Consider the following 16,972-nt stretch of genomic DNA (forward strand, 5'->3'; position numbering starts at 1 on the left):
GGACCGGGCGGTCCGGGCCCTCCGGGACGGGCGTGGGTCAGGCCGGCGGCTTGCCCCCGGTGAGGACCCAGCGCACGTCCACGAAGCCGGGCCGCTGCAGGGTCATCTGGCCGCCCTTGACCACCTGGTAGGTGACCCAGGTGTTCACCAGCCGGGGGGACTCGGTGCTGGGCAGCATGTTGGTGGTGCCCCAGTTCAGCGGCGGGGTGAGCCCGACGTCGATCTGCTCGCCGCTGTCCAGCAGCGCGGAGACGGCCTTGCTGCCGATCGGCCGGCCGGCCGCGTTCAGCCGCTCGGCGATCTGCCTGAACACCTGGTAGGCGACCCAGGTGGTCTGCACCCCGGGGTCGGCGGCGTCGATGGTCCGGCCGTTGGCGGTGTCGGCCTGGATCACGGCGCGCAGGCCGTCCCAGACCTTGGCCGACTCCGGCGGGTACCAGCCGGTCACGAAGGCGCCGGACAGCGGGCCGGAGTCGCCGCCGGTGGAGTTGACCACCGACTGCTGCACGCTCCCGATCACCGAGGCGATCCGGGTGTTCTTCGCACCGACCCGGCGGTAGGCGTCGAGCAGGTTGCCGGTCGGCTCGGCGCCCAGCGCGCTGGTGACGCAGTTGCCCGGCTGGTCGGTGCCGATCGCCTTGCGAACGGTCGGGCTGTAGTCGTTGGACTTCTCCGGCGCCTTGACGTCCAGCAGCTTGATCCCGGCCGGCTTGAGTGCGTTGCCCAGGTACCCGAGCAGGTTGTCACCGGCCGGGGTGTCCGGACGGATCAGGGCGACCGCCTTGCAGCCGGCCTCCACCAGCTGGCGGCCGCTGCCGCCGATCAGGGCCGGCATGCCGCCGCCCACCGGGTAGGAGAGCGGGCTGCTGAACTCCGGCTGGGAGAGCCCGTAGCCGCCGATCAGCGGGATGCCGGCCCGCTCCAGGGCGGGCATGAAGTCGTCGCCGTACTGGCTGTAGGAGCCGATCACCGCGACCGCCTTGGCGTCCACCGCCTGCTGCGCGCAGGCCTTGGCGCCGTCGGAGCTGTTGTGCTCGTTGCAGGTGATCACACGGAGCCGGCGGCCGTGGAGGCCGCCCTTGAGGTTGATGTCCCGGCCGATCGCCTCGGCCAGGGCGGTCATCCCGGGGCGGTCGGCCGCGCCGGTGTCGGCCGGGGCCCACGTCATCACGGTGAGTTCGCCGCTGCCGGTGGCGGCGTCGGCCGGTCCGCCGCACGCGGAGGCCGAGAAGAGGGTTGGGAGCAGCGCCGCGGTGGTGGCGGCGGCAGCGATCGGGCGCCGGCGGCGCCGTCCCGCGTTCGGGTGCATGTCCTGGGACGAGCCTCGTCGGCCGGTCATCGGTCTTCCCTCCCTGGGCGCCGTACTGCGCACGGGGACCAGCCAAGCCTTGACGCCGCAAGCCGAGAGGGCCGAAAAGCGAACGGACGGGAAACGACAGCAGAACTCGGGGCACGGACGCGTGTAGAGCGGGAGTGGAGGACGAACGGTGGGGGAACGTACGATCGTCGTTCATGTCCGCCAGCACAGATTCTTCGTATCGGTCTGCCCGAAACCCTTCTCGTCCGGGCCACCGCTCCAGCACGATGGGCGGCATGTCGCTCAACGACCTGCCCTGGTGGCGCTGGCGGGCCCGCCTCCGCTCGGCGCTCCACATGCTTTCCGACCCCGGGTTCCAGCAGGACACCTGGCTGACCGGCCGGGAGGGGTACGGCGACGTGACCGACGCCGTCTACCGGCTGGTCGAGGACACCTGGCTGGACCGCTGGTCGGCCGAGAAGTACGTCGGAACGATCTTCCGGGACTCCGCCGAGGCCGCGCTGGTCGACGTGGCGGTGCTGCGGGTGGTGCAGATCCTGCACCAGGTCGGTGCGGACGCCCCGACCTCCGCGTACCTGGCGCACCAGGACTGGCCGGAGGCGGTCCGGGCGGCCCGCGAGGCGCACGTCAGGCTCGCGGCCGGCGACGGCGACGACCCGGACGCCCCGCCGCGTTCGCTGGACGTGCTGCGGATCCTGACCCAGGTCTGAGGCCCGCCCCGGAGCGATCCGCGCCCCGTCGGGCCGGGTCCGGGGCCCGTCACACAGGCCCGTCTTGGAGTGCGGGCAGCCGGACCGGGCCCGTCCCGGAGTGTGAAACGCTGGACCATTCACACTCGCACGAGCTCAGGACGGGACACCACCACCGTGGAACAGCAGCCGGCCAGCGCCCAGTACGTCCTCACGCTGTCCTGCCCCGACAAGCAGGGCATCGTCCACGCGGTCTCCAGTTACCTCTTCATGACCGGGTGCAACATCATCGACAGCCAGCAGTTCGGTGACGGGGACAGCGGTCTGTTCTTCATGCGGGTGCACTTCTCCGCCGTCGAGCCGGTGACGGCCGACAAGCTCCGGGCCAGTTTCGCCGCGATCGGGGCCTCGTTCGGGATGGACTGGCAGATCCACCCGAGCGAGGACAGGCTCCGGATCGTCCTGATGGTCAGCAAGTTCGGGCACTGCCTCAACGACCTGCTGTTCCGCACCCGGATCGGCGCGCTGCCGGTGGAGATCGCCGCGGTGGTCTCCAACCACACCGACTTCCAGGACCTGACCGAGGGCTACGGCATCCCGTTCCACCACATCCCGGTCACCCGGGACACCAAGGACGACGCCGAGCAGCAGCTGCTGGACCTGGTCGCCAAGGAGAACGTCGAACTGGTCGTGCTCGCCCGCTACATGCAGGTGCTCTCGGACCGCCTCTGCACGGAGCTCTCCGGCAAGGTGATCAACATCCACCACTCCTTCCTGCCGAGCTTCAAGGGCGCCAAGCCGTACCACCAGGCGCACGCCCGGGGCGTGAAGCTGATCGGCGCCACGGCGCACTACGTGACCGCCGACCTCGACGAGGGCCCGATCATCGAGCAGGAGGTGGCCCGGGTGACCCACGACGTCACCCCGGACCAGCTGGTCGCGCTCGGCCGGGACGTCGAGTGCCAGGCGCTGGCCCGCGCGGTGAAGTGGCACAGCGAGCGCCGGGTGCTGCTGAACGGGACGCGCACCGTCGTCTTCACCTGATCCTCCGGGGTACCGGCCCCCGGCGGTCCAGTACCGCCGGGGCCGTTCGCGGTCAGGGCCGCGAGAGCAGCGGCGTCGCGCGCAGCACCTCACGGATCGCGGCCCGGTCGCCGTGCTCGCCGACCGGTACCCGGTCCGGGTCGCGGTGCGCGGCGGCCAGCTGGCAGAACTCCAGCCCGTCCAGCACCAGGGCGGCCACCGGCTCGCCCCCGGGCGGACCGGACTCCGGTCCGTCCAGCGGTATCAGCCACTCGCCGGCGGCCGGGCCGTCGATCACCAGCCTGACCCGTCGTCCGGTCCGCTCGTCGCCGGTCCGGCCCTCCGCCCGGCTCTCGGGCGCTCCCGCGGGCGCCCCGGCGTGCTCGGGGCGGGCCGCGCGCTGCCCGGCCAGGGCGAACGGCAGCATCCGGACGGCCAGGTCGATCATCTGCCGCAGGTGCTGCGGGGCCGGCGGGTCGTACGGGTAGGCGACCGCCCGGGCCACGTCCTCGCCGTGCACGTAGCACTCGAAGGCCCGGTCGACGAAGGCGTCCCGCAGCGGGACGGTCGCGAAGCCGAAGTCGACCGGGGTGTTGCCCTGCGGGGCGAGCGCGGCGGAGCGGACCAGCTCGTGGCAGTGCCGGCGCCACCTGGCGCGCACCCGCTGCGGCGGCTGCCCGGCCTGCTCGGCGGTCAGCCGGGCGGTCCGCTCGGTGATCCCGGCCCAGCGCGGGACGCCCTGCGGCGGCACCCGGGGGAGCGGCGGGACGGCCTCCTGCGGCGGCACCCGCCGGGCGACGGCCGGTGCGACGCCGCCCGGGACGGGGTCGGGCAGGCCGAGGGCGACGGCCAGGTAGCCGTCCACGGCGGCGAGGTGGCAGAGCACCTCGGCCGGCCGCAGGTACTCGGTGCCGCCGTGCCAGGGGAGTTCGGCCACCTCCTGCCACTCCTCCGGGCCGAGGTCGCGGAGCAGCGCGTCGAGCTTGGCGGTCTCGGCCGTGTAGGGCGCGCCCCAGCCCGGGACGGGCAGGTCGGCCGGGCGGCGGGCGAGGCACCAGTCGAGCACCTGCTGGCGCAGCGGGCCGGGCTGGTCGAGGGGCTCCTCCACGCCGAGCCAGCCGGCCGCCTCGCGCAGCCGGGCCGCCTCCGCGGCGCACCCCGGGCAGGCCCGCAGGTGCTCTTCCAGTTCGGCGGCCTCGCGGTGCGGGACGGCGCCGAGGGCCCAAGCACCGAGCAGGGAGCGCAGGGCCTCGTGTCGGTCGTCGGCGATCGTCACGCCTCCCCGCCCTCCTTCCGCTGCCCGTTGCCGCAGTCCCGGCCGTCCGTGCCGCCATGGTTCCCCGGCGCCGGGGTGCGCCGGTGGCGGGAGCGTTCCTCTTCGAGTTCGGTGGCCAGGAGCTCCAGACCGAGCCGCATCCGCTGTTTGGCGGTCTGTTCGCTGATGCCGAGCCGGTGGGCGGTCTCCTGGTAGGTGCGGCCGTCGTAGTAGGACTCGGCGATGGTCTCACGCAGGGGTTGCGGCAGGGAGGCGACCACGTACTGGACGCGGGCGGCGGTGGCCACCGTCCGGATCTCCTCCTCGGCGGCGCCGTCCTCACCGGCTGCGGCCGGTCCGGCCTCGGCGGCGCGGCGGGCCCGCAGCCGGTCCACGGCGCGGCGGTGGGTGAGTGCGCCGAGCCAGGAGCGGAGCGAGCCGCGGGCCGGGTCGAAGGCCTCGGGGTGCTCCCAGACGTGGGCGAATATCTCCCGCGTGAGCTGGGCGGCGGCCGTCTGGTCGGCGAGTATCCGGCCGGCCAACCCGTGGACCATCGGCGCGAGTTGGTCGTACAGCTCGCCGAGGGCGGTCTCCTCGCCGCGGGCCAGGCGCCGCTGGAGCTGTTCGTCCCGGCGAGGGGCGCCGTCGGTGGTGGCCATCGGTCACCACCCCTCCTGCCGTGCGGACCGCTGACGTGCCCCACGGTATCCCGCGCCGTTCGGGAGGTGGAGGGATTCGGTGAAGAACGGAGGAGCCGGTTTCGGATGGTCGGATCGTGGGATCTGCCGTCGATCCGGCCGTCGCGCCGGGCCTGTTCGAAGGTGGCTGGACATATGTTGCACGGGTGGTTCGCGAGTGGCGGGAGCGGCGGCGGGGGCGGGCGGCGGTAGGTTCACCACTGCATCCCCGGCCGGTCGGGCCGGGCCGAGCGATCGCCGGTCCGAGGCTCGCCAGAGTGAGCGGGACAGTATGCCCTGCGCTGTCCCCCGATCGCTGGAATATGCCCGAAGCGCTTGCTGCGGCCGGTCCGCCGAATCATCCTGAGGCGTGTTCGTGTCGCGGCCGGTGCGCGACGGACGAGGTGACGCGGGTGCGTCGTACCGGGTGTGACGTGCGGCGGCCCGACGGGCGGCTGCCGACCCGGGGGACGGCGACCCGATGGGCGGCCCGGTGTGTGCCCGGGCAGGCCGGGTGATCAGGCCAGGCCGGGACGATGGCCGAACTGCGAGTGCAGGTGGTGGAGCAGTGCAGGTTCTACAGGTACAGCTGGCGGTGCAGGCGGACCCCGCCGAGGTCGGCCGGGCCCGCCGGTGGGTGCGCTCACGGCTGCTCAACCACGGCGTCGACCCGGACGCGCCCATCGCCGAGACGGTCGTGCTGGTGGTCTCCGAACTGGTGACCAACGCGGTGGTGCACACCGGCTGTCCGGCCGTGCTGAGGCTCTGCTTCCCGATCGGCGGGGGCCCGGCCGAGGCCGCACCGGCCGCCGGGGTGCGTGAGGCGGCGACGGTCGGCCCGCTGCGGGTCGAGGTCGCCGACGCCAGCCAGGCCGCCCCTGCCCCCCGGCACGCCGGGCCGGACGTGGACGCCACCAACGGCCGGGGCCTGGAGCTGGTCGAGCTGCTCTGCGACCGCTGGGGCTGGTACCCGGACGGGGCCGGCAAGCGGGTCTGGTGCGAGATCAGCCCGGACGCCCGGCCGACGGACCCGCTGGCCGCCGTGGACTGGGCCGCGCTGGTCCAGTAGTGACGGGTGCTCACCCGGCACCCGGCCGTCGTGCACGGCTGCGGAGCCCCGACGGAGCGTCCGAACGGGGCGTGCGGCGGCCCGGTGATCGTCGGGCCGAAAGCTGACGCAACCATTCCGAATTTCGGACAACCCATTGACGTGACGTATCCGACTGATCACGCTTGGGTGCAGCTCTTCGTTGCGAGGGGACGCCGAGGGAACACCCGAACGCCGCTGCGGTGCTGCTGTCCAGGGGGATCACGTCAGCAGGGGGGCCGCGGTCTGTCGGTCGTGTGCTGGCTCCTTGGCGAGTGCGGAGGGTGCGGCGCGGGTTCAGGGCCCGTGCGTCGAGGTTGGATGGCGGCCGGCCGTGCCGTGCTCGGGGTGCGTGCGGCCCGCCGTCATCCGATCTGCCCGTGGGGGCGGTTGTTTTCGGCCACCGGGGCCGCCGGCCGAACGACCGGTTCCGGTCGGCCGGTTCCTGCCCCTCACTGGCCCGATTCCGACGAAATTCGGCAGTCCCGCCCCTCGTCGCCCGCCGGTCCCTTCGGGAGACTCTGGCGGGTGAACGAACCGCCCGCCCCCGCCCGCCCCACCGCCCCCGGTTCCGCCCGGGTGCTCCCCGCCGCCCGTGCGCCCCGGGTGCACTACGCCTGGGTGGTGGCCGCCGTCTCGCTGGTGGTGCTGCTCGGCTCGGCCGGATTCCGCTCCACGCCCAGCCTGATGATGGATGCGCTGCACCACGAGTTCGGCTGGTCGACGGGCACGATATCCAGCGCCACCTCGGTCAACCTCACCCTCTACGGACTCACCGCCCCCTTCGCCGCCGCGCTGATGGACCGGTTCGGCGTGCGGCTGGTGGTGGTCTGCGCGCTGCTGACCATCTCGGTCGGCGCCGGTCTGGCCATGCTGATGCGCGAGCCCTGGCAACTGGTGCTCTGCTGGGGAGTGCTGGTGGGTCTCGGCAGCGGCTCGATGGCCGGCGCGTTCGCCACCACGATCACCGGCCGCTGGTTCCAGGCCCGGCAGGGGCTGGTCACCGGGGTGCTGACGGCCGCCGGAGCGGCGGGCAACCTGGTCTTCCTGCCGGTCGGCGCCTGGCTGGTCGAGCAGCACGGCTGGCGTTCGGCCGTCGTGGTGGTCTCGCTGGCGGCGACCGCCGTCGCCGTCCCGGTGCTGCTCCTGATGCGTGAGCGGCCCGCCGACCTGGGCCTGCTCCCGTACGGCGCGACCGAGGAGCCCCCCGCCCCGGCGACCGACGGGCGGGCGCTGGCCCGTTCGCTGCGGGTGCTCCGCACGGCGTCCCGGAGCCGGGCGTTCTGGCTGCTGGCCTCCTCCTTCGCGATCTGCGGCGCGACCACCGCCGGCCTGGTCGGCACCCACTTCATCCCGGCCGCCCACGACCACGGACTGCCGGTCACCACGGCGGCGAGCCTGCTGGCGCTGATCGGCGTCTTCGACGTGGTCGGCACCGTCGCCAGCGGCTGGTTCACCGACCGCTTCGACGCCGGCCGGCTGCTGGTCGTCTACTACGCGCTGCGCGGGCTCTCGCTGCTCCTGCTGCCGCAGTTGTTCGCGGGTACGCCGGAGCCGCCGATCCTGGCCTTCGTGATCTTCTACGGGCTGGACTGGGTGGCCACCGTGCCGCCGACCGTCGCGCTCTGCCGTCACCACTTCGGCGCCGACGCACCGATCGTGTTCGGCTGGGTGCTGGCCTGCCACCAGATCGGCGCGGCCGTGGTCGCCGGGCTGGCCGGGCTCTCCCGGGACGCGTTCGGCGACTACGACCTCGCCTGGTACGCGGCCGGGGGACTCTGCGCGATCGCCGTCGCCCTCTGCCTGGCGCTCCGGGATGCCCGGCCGGAGCGGATCGACCCGGCGCTGTCGTGAGGGGCCCTTCGTGAGCACGGCCCACCCTGAGCACGGCCCACGGTGAGGGCGGCCCACCGTGAGGGCGGACCGCCGGGGGCTGCCGGGGGGCTGCCGGGGTGTCCTCCCGGAGGGTGACGGCCTGTCGCCGGGGTCATGTCGTAAGGGGCGACTAGGCTTCGCGCCCATGACGCTCATCTTCACCCTCGACCCCGACCTCGACCCCGGTCTGCGCGGCGAGATCACCCGGCTGTGGACCGAGGCCAGCAACGCCGGCGGCGCGGTGGGCTTCGTGCCCCCGGTCACCGAGGACGAGGTCTGGGTCACCGCCGAGAAGCAGTTCGCCGGAATCGCGCCGGCCGGGCCGGACCGGCTGCTGGTGGCCCGGGAGGCCGGGACGGGACGGCTGGCCGGTCTGCTGGTCTTCGAGTCGATGCGCTTCGAACTGATGGAGCACTGGCGGGTGCTCTCCCGGGTGATGGTGCACCCCGAGCTCCAGGGGCGCGGCTACGGCGCGGTGCTGATGGCCGAGGCCGAACGGATCGCCCGGGAGTGGGGCCTGGCAGGTCTGCGGCTCCACCTGCGCGGCGGGCTCGGTCTGGAGTCGTTCTACGGGCGCAGCGGCTACACCGAGGCCGGCCGGGTCCCGGGTGCCATCCGGATCGCGCCCGGTGACGACCGCGACGAGGTCACCATGTGGCTCGACCTGCGCTGACCGCACCCCCGGCGGAGCGCCTTCCGCCCGGGGACGGCGGACCCGTTCCCCGGCGGGCCGCCCGGGCATGCTTCACTGGGAGACCGGCCAGCCCCCGCGCAGAGAAGGACGTGTCCCCGGTGAGCAGCACTGTGAGCAAGAAGTCGCACGCCACACTCCGCTACACCTCCATGCGGGTCTCCATCTTCCTCGGCTGCCTGCTGGTCGCCCTGCTGCTGGGGCACTTCCAGGTGATCCCGGTCAAGGGCCAGTCCGGCACGGTCTTCCTGTTCCTGCTGGCCGCCCTCGTCTCGGCGCCGCTCAGCTACGTGCTGCTGCACAGGCAGCGCGACGACATGTCGGCCGAGATCTCCGGCCGGGTGGACGGCATCCGGACGCGGACGGCGCAGAAGATCGCCGCCCAGAACGCCGAGGAGGACGCGGCCGACGACGCCGCCCGCTCGGCGGCGGCCACGTCCGCCCGGACCGCCGCCGCGCCGAACTGACCAGCGCCGCCGACGTGCCCCGCTCCGGTCCCGCCACGCCCGGCGCCGTCCCCGACGACGCCGGGCCCGGTGACGTCGTACCGCCGGGGACGCCGGCCGGTGCGACGGGTCCGCCCGGTGCCGCCGGTGCCGGGTCCCCGGAGCACGCGGTCGAGGGCGACGGGCCCGCGACCGGTACCTGGCCGGCCCCCGTCCGGCGGCCCACCGGCCGGGACGTGGCACGGCTCGCCGGGGTCTCCCAGGCCACCGTCTCGCTGGTGTTCTCCGGCTCGGAGGCGGGCCGCCGGGTCTCCGACGCCACCCGGGAACGGGTCCGCGAGGCCGCACGCGGGCTCGGCTACCGCCCGCAGGCGGCCGGCCGGCAGCTGCGCCTCGGCCGCAGCGGCATGATCCTGCTGGCCGTGCCGAACATCCTCGGCCCGTTCTTCGGCCGGGTGCTGGAGGGCGTCCACGAGGAGGCGGGCAGGCACGGCCTGGCCGTCGTGGTCAGCTCCGGCTGGGGGAGCGCGACCCTCGCCGAGGCCGCCACCACCAGCCGGTTCGACGGCCTGCTGATCTGCTCCCCGGACGACAGCCAGCTCGGCGAACTGCCCGCCGACACCCCCGCGGTCTTCCTGGACGCGGACCCGGGCACCGACCGCGCCCGACCGACGGTCGAGCTGGACGTGGCCGGCGGCATGCGCGCCGCCGTCGAGCACCTGGCGGCCCTGGGCCACCGCCGGATCGGCCGGCTCCGCTCCACCCACTCCGCCTACACCTTCCGGGTCCGCCAGGCCGCCTTCGAGGAGGCCGTCCGGTCGCTCGGCCTGGACGTGCTCGAACTGGGCGTCAGCCTGAACGAGGGTCAGTCCGCGGCGCGCGTCGCCGCCCACCGGCTGCTGGAGCACCCGGCCCGTCCGCGGGCGGTGATCTGCGACGACGACGTGGTCGCCTCGGGCGTCTACCAGGCCGCCGCCGAACTCGGCCTGCGGGTGCCCGCCGACCTCTCGGTGGTCGGTATCGACAATGTCCCGGTGGCCGCGCTGCTCGCCCCGCCGCTCACCACCGTCGACCTGCCGGGCGAGGAACTGGGCCGGGCCGGTGTCGCGGCGCTCGCCCGGCTGCTCCGCGGCGAGCCGGTGGCGCCGGTGGCGCCGCTCGCCACCTCGCTGGTGCTGCGGTCCTCCACCGCTCCGGGGCGGACGGACTGACCGTCCGTTCCGGTCGGTGGACCGCTCGACCGGGCTGGGCCCGACGGGTGAAATATCGTCATACGGACTCGCGCCGACGCCGTGGCCGGCTGGGCGGGCGATGAGATTTCGATATGTGGACGTTTCGACCTAAACCCTCACGCCTGCCACTCCTGGCCGCATCTCTGGGCCTGATCGGTGGCACCCTGCTGACCGGCACCCTGACCGCCCCGCCCGCCGAGGCCGCCGTCACCTTCACGAAGTCGGTGGACAAGCCCAACCCGGTACCCGGCGAGAACGTCACCTACACACTGCGCTACACCTGCTCGGTCAGCGACTGCGTCAACGGGCAGATCGTCGACACGCTCCCGGCCGGGATGGAGTTCGTCGGCTGGACTCCGGACGCCTCCACCGTCGACGTCCCCAACTCCACCGTCCCGGCGCCCGGCACCGTGGGCGGCACCCTCACGGCCAAGCTGCAGGACCTCACCCCGGGGACCACCGCCACCATCAACGTGGTCCTGAGGTACCCCAACTTCACCACAGCCAACGGCACCCAGAGCACCAACTCGGCCACCCTCACCGCCGACGGGGAACAGCCGCAGACCGGTACGGCCGGCACCACCGCCGTGGTCCAGCCCAGCTACACCACCACCAAGGGTGTCCAGGGCAGCAGCCAGGACGGCCGCTCGGTCACCTACCAGTTCAGCGCCTGCTCGACCGCCAACGTGCCCAACGTCGACCTGGACGGCAGCCGGCTGGTCGACACCCTGCCGCCCGGTGCGGTGGTGGACACCGGCCGCTCCCCTGGCTGGGTCAACGACCCGGCGGGCTCGACCACCTGGGTGTACGACATCGGCGCCTTCCGGGCCGGCAACGGCCAGGCCGGCTGCCGGATCCCCGGCGTCCTGGTGGTCAACTACCCCGACCCGACGTTCCCCAGCGGCACCACCTCCACCAACACCGTGACGCTCCAGGGCGACCCGCTCGGCCCCGAACCGCAGCGGGACCTCTCCACCGCCACCGCCGAGACCCCGGTCTTCCAGCCGCCCGTCACCGGCATCCAGGTCGGCGCCTCCAAGGTGTGGCAGACGACCTCGGTCTCCGGCGACCTCACCTCCTTCAGCCTGCGCCCCAGCAACGTCGCCGGTCCGATCACCAGCCTGGTGGTGACCGACCCGGGCACCGGCACCACCGCCAACCTGTACAACTGGCTGATCCCGCAGTCCATCCAGCTGGAGGCGTGGAACCCGACCTCGATCGGTCTCGCCCTGGAGTACCGGCTGGACGGCGACCCCGCCTGGCAGACCTTCACCCCGGGCACCCCGCTGAACGGGTCCGGCACCCGCCGGATCACCTTCGCCGCGGGTGCCGGCGACCCGGCCAACGACGTGATCGGGATCCCGGCCGGCCGCTACCTCGACGGCCTGCGGTTCACCTGGACCGGCCCGATCCCGACCGGCTGGAGCCCCGGCAACTCCGTCCAGTTGCTCGCCCAGACCATCACCCCCGGCCACGACGGGCGCCCCGCGCCCGTCCCGCTGCGCAACTGCGTCGACGTGGTCGGCACCGACGCGGCCGGCGACACCTCGGCCGCCAACGACTGCGCCGACTCCACCGTCACCGCCGCCACCAACCTGGGTGCCGCCAAGACCACCGTGGCCGGCGCCGTGCTCTCCCCCGGCGGGGTGGCCACCTTCCAGATCACCCCGTACAACCGGACCGGCCGCACCCTCGACCGTCCGCTCGTCCTCTACGACCTGCTGCCGCCCGGCATGGTCTACGTCGAGGGCAGTGCGCGCCCTGACCCCGCCTACGCGGAGTCGGTCGCCCCGGAGTCCGTCGCGGTGCTGCCCGGTCCCGACGGGCGGCAGCTGCTCAAGCTGACCTGGCCGGCCGGAAGCCCCGACATGATGTACCTGAACGACCACCGGGCCTACCGGACCCTGATCGACGTCCAGGTGGCCGGCAGCGCCCGCCCCGGCACCCTGACCAACGACGTGTACGTCACCACCGAGGGCAGCGGCCCCCCGGTCGCCTGCTTCTACTTCGGCAGTGACAGCGGGGTGCAGGACGCCCAGGACCTCGACAAGGACGGCGACGCCACCGAGACCCTGTGCCATGCCTCCTCGCAGGTCGAGGTGCAGGTACCGGCCGTGCTGCGGTCCTACAAGGAGGTCAGGGGCGACCTCGACCCCGACTACACCACCACCGGAACCACCCGGCCCGGCGGCGGCATCTCCTACCGGCTGACCGTCCGCAACGACTCCGCCGACCCGGTCACCGAGTTCGTCGCGTACGACAAGCTGCCCACCCCCGGCGACGGGTACGTGCTGCGGCCGGACACCCCGCGCAGCTCGGCCTGGACACCCTCCCTGGTGGAGCCGCTGACCTCCAGCGACCCGACCGTGGTGATCGAGTACACCACCTCGCCCGATCCCTGCCTGCCCGCCGACTTCGCGGTGCCCGGGCCGTGCGACGCCGGCGCGCAGTGGAGCACGGCCTTCCCCGGCCCCGGCACCGCCACCTGGTTCCGGGTGGCCCGCCCCGGCACCCTCGCCCCCGGCGCACTGTTCACCCTGACCTGGCCCATGGTCGCCTCGTTCGACGCGGGTGCGGACGAGTTCGCCTGGAACAGCTTCGCCTACTCCGCCACCGACGCCTCCGGCCGTCCGTTCCTGCCCGCCGAACCGGCCAAGGTCGGGGTCGGCGTCGAGCAGGCCGTCCCGCCGGCCAACGCGCTCGGCGACTTCGTCTGGAACGACCTCAACGGCGACGGCGTCCAGCAGCCCGGTGAACCCGGCGTCCCCGGCGTGCGGGTCGAGCTGCTGGACGGCGAGGGCCGGGCGGTCCGGGACAAGAGCGGCCGGCCGGTCGCCGCGGTCACGGACGCGAGCGGGCACTACCTGTTCGAGCAGCTGCCGGACGGGGTGTACGCGGTGCGGTTCGACCTGACCACGCTGCCCGAGGGGGCCACGGTGACCCGGCGGGCCGCCGGGGCGGACCGGGAGCTGGACTCGGACGCGGACCCGACGACCGGAGTGACCCAGACGGTCACGCTGGCCGGCGGGACGCGGGACCTCGGCCTGGACCTGGGACTGGTGCTTCCCACGCCGTCGCCCTCGCCCTCGCCCTCGCCCTCGCCCTCGCCCTCGCCCTCGCCGTCCCCGACCGTCTCGCCGTCGCCGACGGTCTCCCCGTCCCCGACGGTGTCGCCGTCCCCGACCGTCTCGCCGTCCCCGACGGTCTCCCCGTCCCCGACGGTGTCGCCCACCTCGTCGACGTCCACGGCCGTTCCCTCGCCGTCGCCGACGGTCGAGCCCCCGTCGCCGACGCACTCGCCGACGCACCACCCCACGACCCACCATCCGAAGCCGACGCACTCGTCCGGCCACGGCGGTGAGCTGCCCGACACCGGCGGCGGACCGGGAACCCTGATCGGCATCCTCGCGGCCGCCGTGCTCGGTACCGGCCTGCTGCTCGCCCTGATCGTCTGGGGAGGCCGAGGCCGCCACAGCTGAGGCACCGGCCAGGAGAAAGTGACTGCGCCCGTCGGCCGGACCACCGGCCCGACGGGCGCAGCCACGTCTTCGGGGCGGGCTCAGCCCACCGGCACCGGCACCGGTCCGGCGTCGGCGGGCGCGCCGGAGCCCGCCGGGCCGGCGGCGGGGACGACCCGGAACCAGCGGCGGGCGCCGAACAGCAGCAGCCCGCCCAGGCCGATGCCGCCCGCCGCACAGAGCGCCACCGAGCGCAGCGATCCCTCGGCGAGGTGGCCCGAGACCGCGTAGCCGAGCGAGTTGCCGGTCGCGAAGAGCGTGACCAGCCAGGCGAAGGCCTCGGTCACGGTGCCGACCGGGGCCAGCTCGGCGACCAGGACGAACGCCGCCGCCAGCAGCGGGGCGAGGGCGATCCCGGAGACGAACGCCAGTCTGGCCATCGCGGCCGGTCCCGGAACCAGGAGCAGCGGCAGGTAGGAGGCGGCCATGCCGAGCGCCATCAGCCCGGTGCGGGTGGCGGTGGAGCTGCGCCACTTCACTGCGCCGTAGGCGAGCGCCCCGAGCAGCCCGCCGAGCGCGGCCAGCGCCAGCAGGGTGCCCGCGCCGCCCGGGAGCCCGTCCGTCCGCTCGTGGGCCTCCGCGTAGGCGATGAACAGCACGTTCTGCGCACCGACCGCCCAGCCGGCGCCGGCCAGGCCGACCAGCAGCAGCACCAGTCCGGGGGAGCGGAGCGGTCCGAGCAGGCCCGCCGAGTGCTCGCGCGGCGGCGCCTGCCAGGCCCGGGCCGGTGCGGTGGTGGCCACGATCAGGGCCCCGGCCAGCCCCAGCCCGGCCGCCACCCAGAGTGCCGCGACCGGGCTGACCGCACCGGCGATCCCGGCCACCGCGAGCGGACCGGCGACGTAGAGGATCTGCTGGGCGGCGGAGTCGAACGCGTAAGCGGTGTCGAGCTGTTCGTCCTCGACGACGTCCGGCCAGAGCGAGCGGAGGCAGGGTTCGAGCGGCGGCATGGCCAGGCCGGCGATCGCGGCGCCGACCGGCGCGGCCAGGGCCGATCCGGGAGCCAGCGCGAGCAGGGTGTACCCGCCGCCGGCGACCACGGCGGAGAGGAGCAGGACGCGGGGCTGCCCCGTCCGGTCCACGATCCGGCCGAGCACCGGTCCGCCGACCGCCGCCGCGATCGCGTACGCGGCGGTGGCCAGGCCGATCCGGCTGTACGGCGCGCCGGCCTCGCGCAGGGCGAGCGCGATCACCAGGGCGGTCATGCCGGCCGGGAGGCGGCCGAGCAGGGTACCGAGGAGCAGGCGACCGACGTGCGGGGCGCGGAGCAGGGCGAGGTAGCCCATGGGCGGGGTTCTCCGGTCTGGGCGGTGGGCGTGGAGGGGGCGCCATCCAAGTTATACGTATAACCGGCAGGCGGTCAATCGGGGCGGACGATCGATCTGATGGGGCGTCAGCTTCGTTCGTGTCCGGACTCCGCCCGGGTCGCGCGTGGGCGCGTGTCCGGAACTCAAACAACTACTTTGAACATCTCAAACCTTTACTGCTAACGTATCGGCCATGACCACCTCAGACGCACTCCGGATGCACGGCCTGGGCTCGCAGCCCGGCGCCGCCCGCGGGTGCCGTCTGCCCGGTGCTGTGGACAGCCCGCGCCGTTGTCGCGCGATGAGCTGTATTCCGGCGGCACGCCCCTGACCGGAGCCGGTCCTCCTCCCCCGGCCCCCGCCGTGTCGCCTTCCCCGCCCCGCCTCACCGTCAGCAACGCCTCCCCCGGAGCCGCACCGTCATGTCCACAGCGCCCGAGGCGACCTCGTCGCCGTCCGTGCTCGCCAGAATCCGCAAGACCCCCTTCTGGGTCCAGATCGTCGCCGGCCTCGTGCTCGGCATCGGGCTCGGTTACCTGGCCCGCGCGGCCGACATCTCCTGGCTGGCCACCACCCTGGAGACGATCGGCAAGATCTTCGTCCAGCTGCTGAAGCTCGCCGTCCCCCCGCTGGTCTTCACCGCGATCCTGGTGAGCGTCGCCAACCTGCGCAACGTGACCAACGCGGCCCGCCTGGCCGTCCGCACGCTGCTCTGGTTCCTGATCACCTCGCTGATCGCGGTGGCCATCGGCCTCGGCCTCGGCCTGCTGACCAACCCGGGCGAGGGCACCGACCTCAAGACCGAGGGCCTCAAGGCGCCGAAGTCCACCGGCAGCTGGATCGACTTCCTGACCGGGATCTTCCCGACCAACATCGTCACCGCGTTCACCGAGGTCGAGGTCCTGCAGATCGTCTTCCTGGCGGTCGTGGCCGGCGCGGCGATCCTCAAGCTCGGCGCGAAGGCCGAGCCGGTCCTCAAGCTCAGCGAGTCCGTCCTGGAGCTGATCCAGACCGCCCTGTGGTGGGTCATCCGGCTCTCGCCGCTCGGCACCCTCGGCCTCATCGGCAAGTCCGTCGCCAAGTACGGCTGGGACCTGCTGAAGCCCTTCACCGTCCTGACCGTCGACATCTACGTCGGTTGCGCGCTGGTGCTGTTCGTCGTCTACTCCCTGCTGCTGAAGTTCGCCGCCGGCCTCAACCCGCTGAACTTCTTCAAGGGCGCCTGGCCTGCCATCCAGCTGGCCTTCGTCTCCCGCTCCTCGGTCGGCACCCTGCCGGTCACCCGTCGCGTCACCGAGCGCCTCGGCGTGCCGAGCGAGTACGCCTCGTTCGCGGTGCCGTTCGGTGCCACCACGAAGATGGACGGCTGCGCCGCGATCTACCCGTCGCTGGCCGCGATCTTCGTCGCCCAGGTCTACGGCATCGACCTCGGCATCAAGGACTACCTGCTGATCGCCTTCGTCTCGGTCATCGGCTCGGCCGCGACGGCCGGTCTCACCGGCGCGATCGTGATGCTGACCCTGACCCTCTCCACCCTGGGCCTGCCCCTGGAGGGCGTCGGCCTGCTGCTGGCGATCGACCCGATCCTCGACATGATCCGCACCGCGACCAACGTCGCCGGCCAGGCTCTCGTGCCGATCGTGGTCGCCGCCCGGGAGAAGACCCTCGACCTGGTGGCCTACAACAACCCCACCGGCGACCTCTACGCGGACGCCCCGGCGGCCGTCGTCCCGGCGCAGTCCGGCCCGAAGGCCGCGGCCACGGCCTGACCGGTTCCACGCAGGGCCCTCTCCCCGCCGGGGAGGGGGCCCTGCGCATGCCCGCGGAGGGGGTGCGGCACAGCCCCCGGCGCCG

13 protein-coding genes are annotated in these 16,972 nt (G+C 73.7%); 9 read left to right on the forward strand and 4 right to left on the reverse strand.

What is annotated here, in order from left to right:
* Positions 1-37 precede the first annotated feature (37 nt).
* A complete protein-coding gene (locus PUR61_RS33450) occupies positions 38-1,339 on the reverse strand; it encodes an ABC transporter substrate-binding protein (protein WP_329883270.1) in 1,302 nt (433 codons plus the stop codon).
* 173 nt (positions 1,340-1,512) lie between these two features.
* Between PUR61_RS33450 and PUR61_RS33455 the strand changes: the two genes are divergently transcribed.
* Positions 1,513-2,028: an SCO4402 family protein gene (locus PUR61_RS33455; RefSeq protein ID WP_329883271.1), complete on the forward strand. Its 516-nt coding sequence runs from the start codon at positions 1,513-1,515 to the stop codon at positions 2,026-2,028.
* Between the two features lie 156 nt (positions 2,029-2,184).
* Positions 2,185-3,051 (forward strand): formyltetrahydrofolate deformylase, encoded by an 867-nt coding sequence (gene purU, locus PUR61_RS33460; RefSeq protein WP_329883272.1) that lies wholly within the window; start codon positions 2,185-2,187, stop codon positions 3,049-3,051.
* Between the two features lie 52 nt (positions 3,052-3,103).
* On the opposite strand, the gene PUR61_RS33465 is transcribed toward purU, so the two are convergent.
* Positions 3,104-4,306 carry a zf-HC2 domain-containing protein gene (locus PUR61_RS33465; protein ID WP_329883273.1) on the reverse strand — a complete coding sequence of 401 codons (1,203 nt, stop codon included), beginning with the start codon at positions 4,304-4,306 and terminating at the stop codon, positions 3,104-3,106.
* A complete protein-coding gene (locus PUR61_RS33470) occupies positions 4,303-4,944 on the reverse strand; it encodes a sigma-70 family RNA polymerase sigma factor (RefSeq protein WP_329883274.1) in 642 nt (213 codons plus the stop codon). The genes PUR61_RS33465 and PUR61_RS33470 overlap by 4 nt, the downstream gene beginning before the upstream one ends.
* Positions 4,945-5,530: 586 nt before the next feature.
* On the opposite strand from PUR61_RS33470, the gene PUR61_RS33475 reads away from it, so the two are divergent.
* The 6 genes from PUR61_RS33475 to PUR61_RS33500 all read left to right on the forward strand — a co-directional run bounded on the left by PUR61_RS33475 (position 5,531) and on the right by PUR61_RS33500 (position 13,772).
* Complete coding sequence (locus PUR61_RS33475) at positions 5,531-6,031, forward strand: ATP-binding protein (protein WP_329883275.1); 501 nt, start codon at positions 5,531-5,533, stop codon at positions 6,029-6,031.
* Positions 6,032-6,577: 546 nt separating this feature from the next.
* Positions 6,578-7,903, forward strand: coding sequence for an MFS transporter (locus tag PUR61_RS33480; protein ID WP_443035283.1), 1,326 nt, complete (start codon positions 6,578-6,580; stop codon positions 7,901-7,903).
* A 166-nt stretch (positions 7,904-8,069) separates the two neighbouring features.
* Positions 8,070-8,597 (forward strand): GNAT family N-acetyltransferase, encoded by a 528-nt coding sequence (locus PUR61_RS33485; RefSeq protein WP_329883276.1) that lies wholly within the window; start codon positions 8,070-8,072, stop codon positions 8,595-8,597.
* Between the two features lie 119 nt (positions 8,598-8,716).
* Positions 8,717-9,082, forward strand: a complete 366-nt coding sequence (locus PUR61_RS33490) for a DUF4229 domain-containing protein (protein ID WP_329883277.1) — start codon at positions 8,717-8,719, stop codon at positions 9,080-9,082.
* A 14-nt stretch (positions 9,083-9,096) separates the two neighbouring features.
* Positions 9,097-10,272, forward strand: coding sequence for a LacI family DNA-binding transcriptional regulator (locus PUR61_RS33495; protein WP_329883278.1), 1,176 nt, complete (start codon positions 9,097-9,099; stop codon positions 10,270-10,272).
* Between the two features lie 113 nt (positions 10,273-10,385).
* The gene (locus tag PUR61_RS33500; protein WP_329883279.1) at positions 10,386-13,772 is read left to right on the forward strand and encodes an SdrD B-like domain-containing protein; all 3,387 of its coding nucleotides are present in this window, start codon (positions 10,386-10,388) and stop codon (positions 13,770-13,772) included.
* Positions 13,773-13,852: 80 nt separating this feature from the next.
* Here the strand turns inward: PUR61_RS33500 and PUR61_RS33505 are convergent, their stop codons facing one another.
* Positions 13,853-15,097, reverse strand: a complete 1,245-nt coding sequence (locus PUR61_RS33505) for an MFS transporter (protein WP_329883280.1) — start codon at positions 15,095-15,097, stop codon at positions 13,853-13,855.
* A gap of 443 nt (positions 15,098-15,540) precedes the next feature.
* On the opposite strand from PUR61_RS33505, the gene PUR61_RS33510 reads away from it, so the two are divergent.
* Entirely contained in the window at positions 15,541-16,887 is a 1,347-nt protein-coding gene (locus PUR61_RS33510) for a dicarboxylate/amino acid:cation symporter (protein ID WP_329883281.1), read from the forward strand.
* Positions 16,888-16,972: the final 85 nt, after the last annotated feature.

This window comes from Streptomyces sp. BE20, from assembly GCF_036322525.1.
Taxonomy (GTDB): Bacteria; Actinomycetota; Actinomycetes; order Streptomycetales; family Streptomycetaceae; genus Kitasatospora.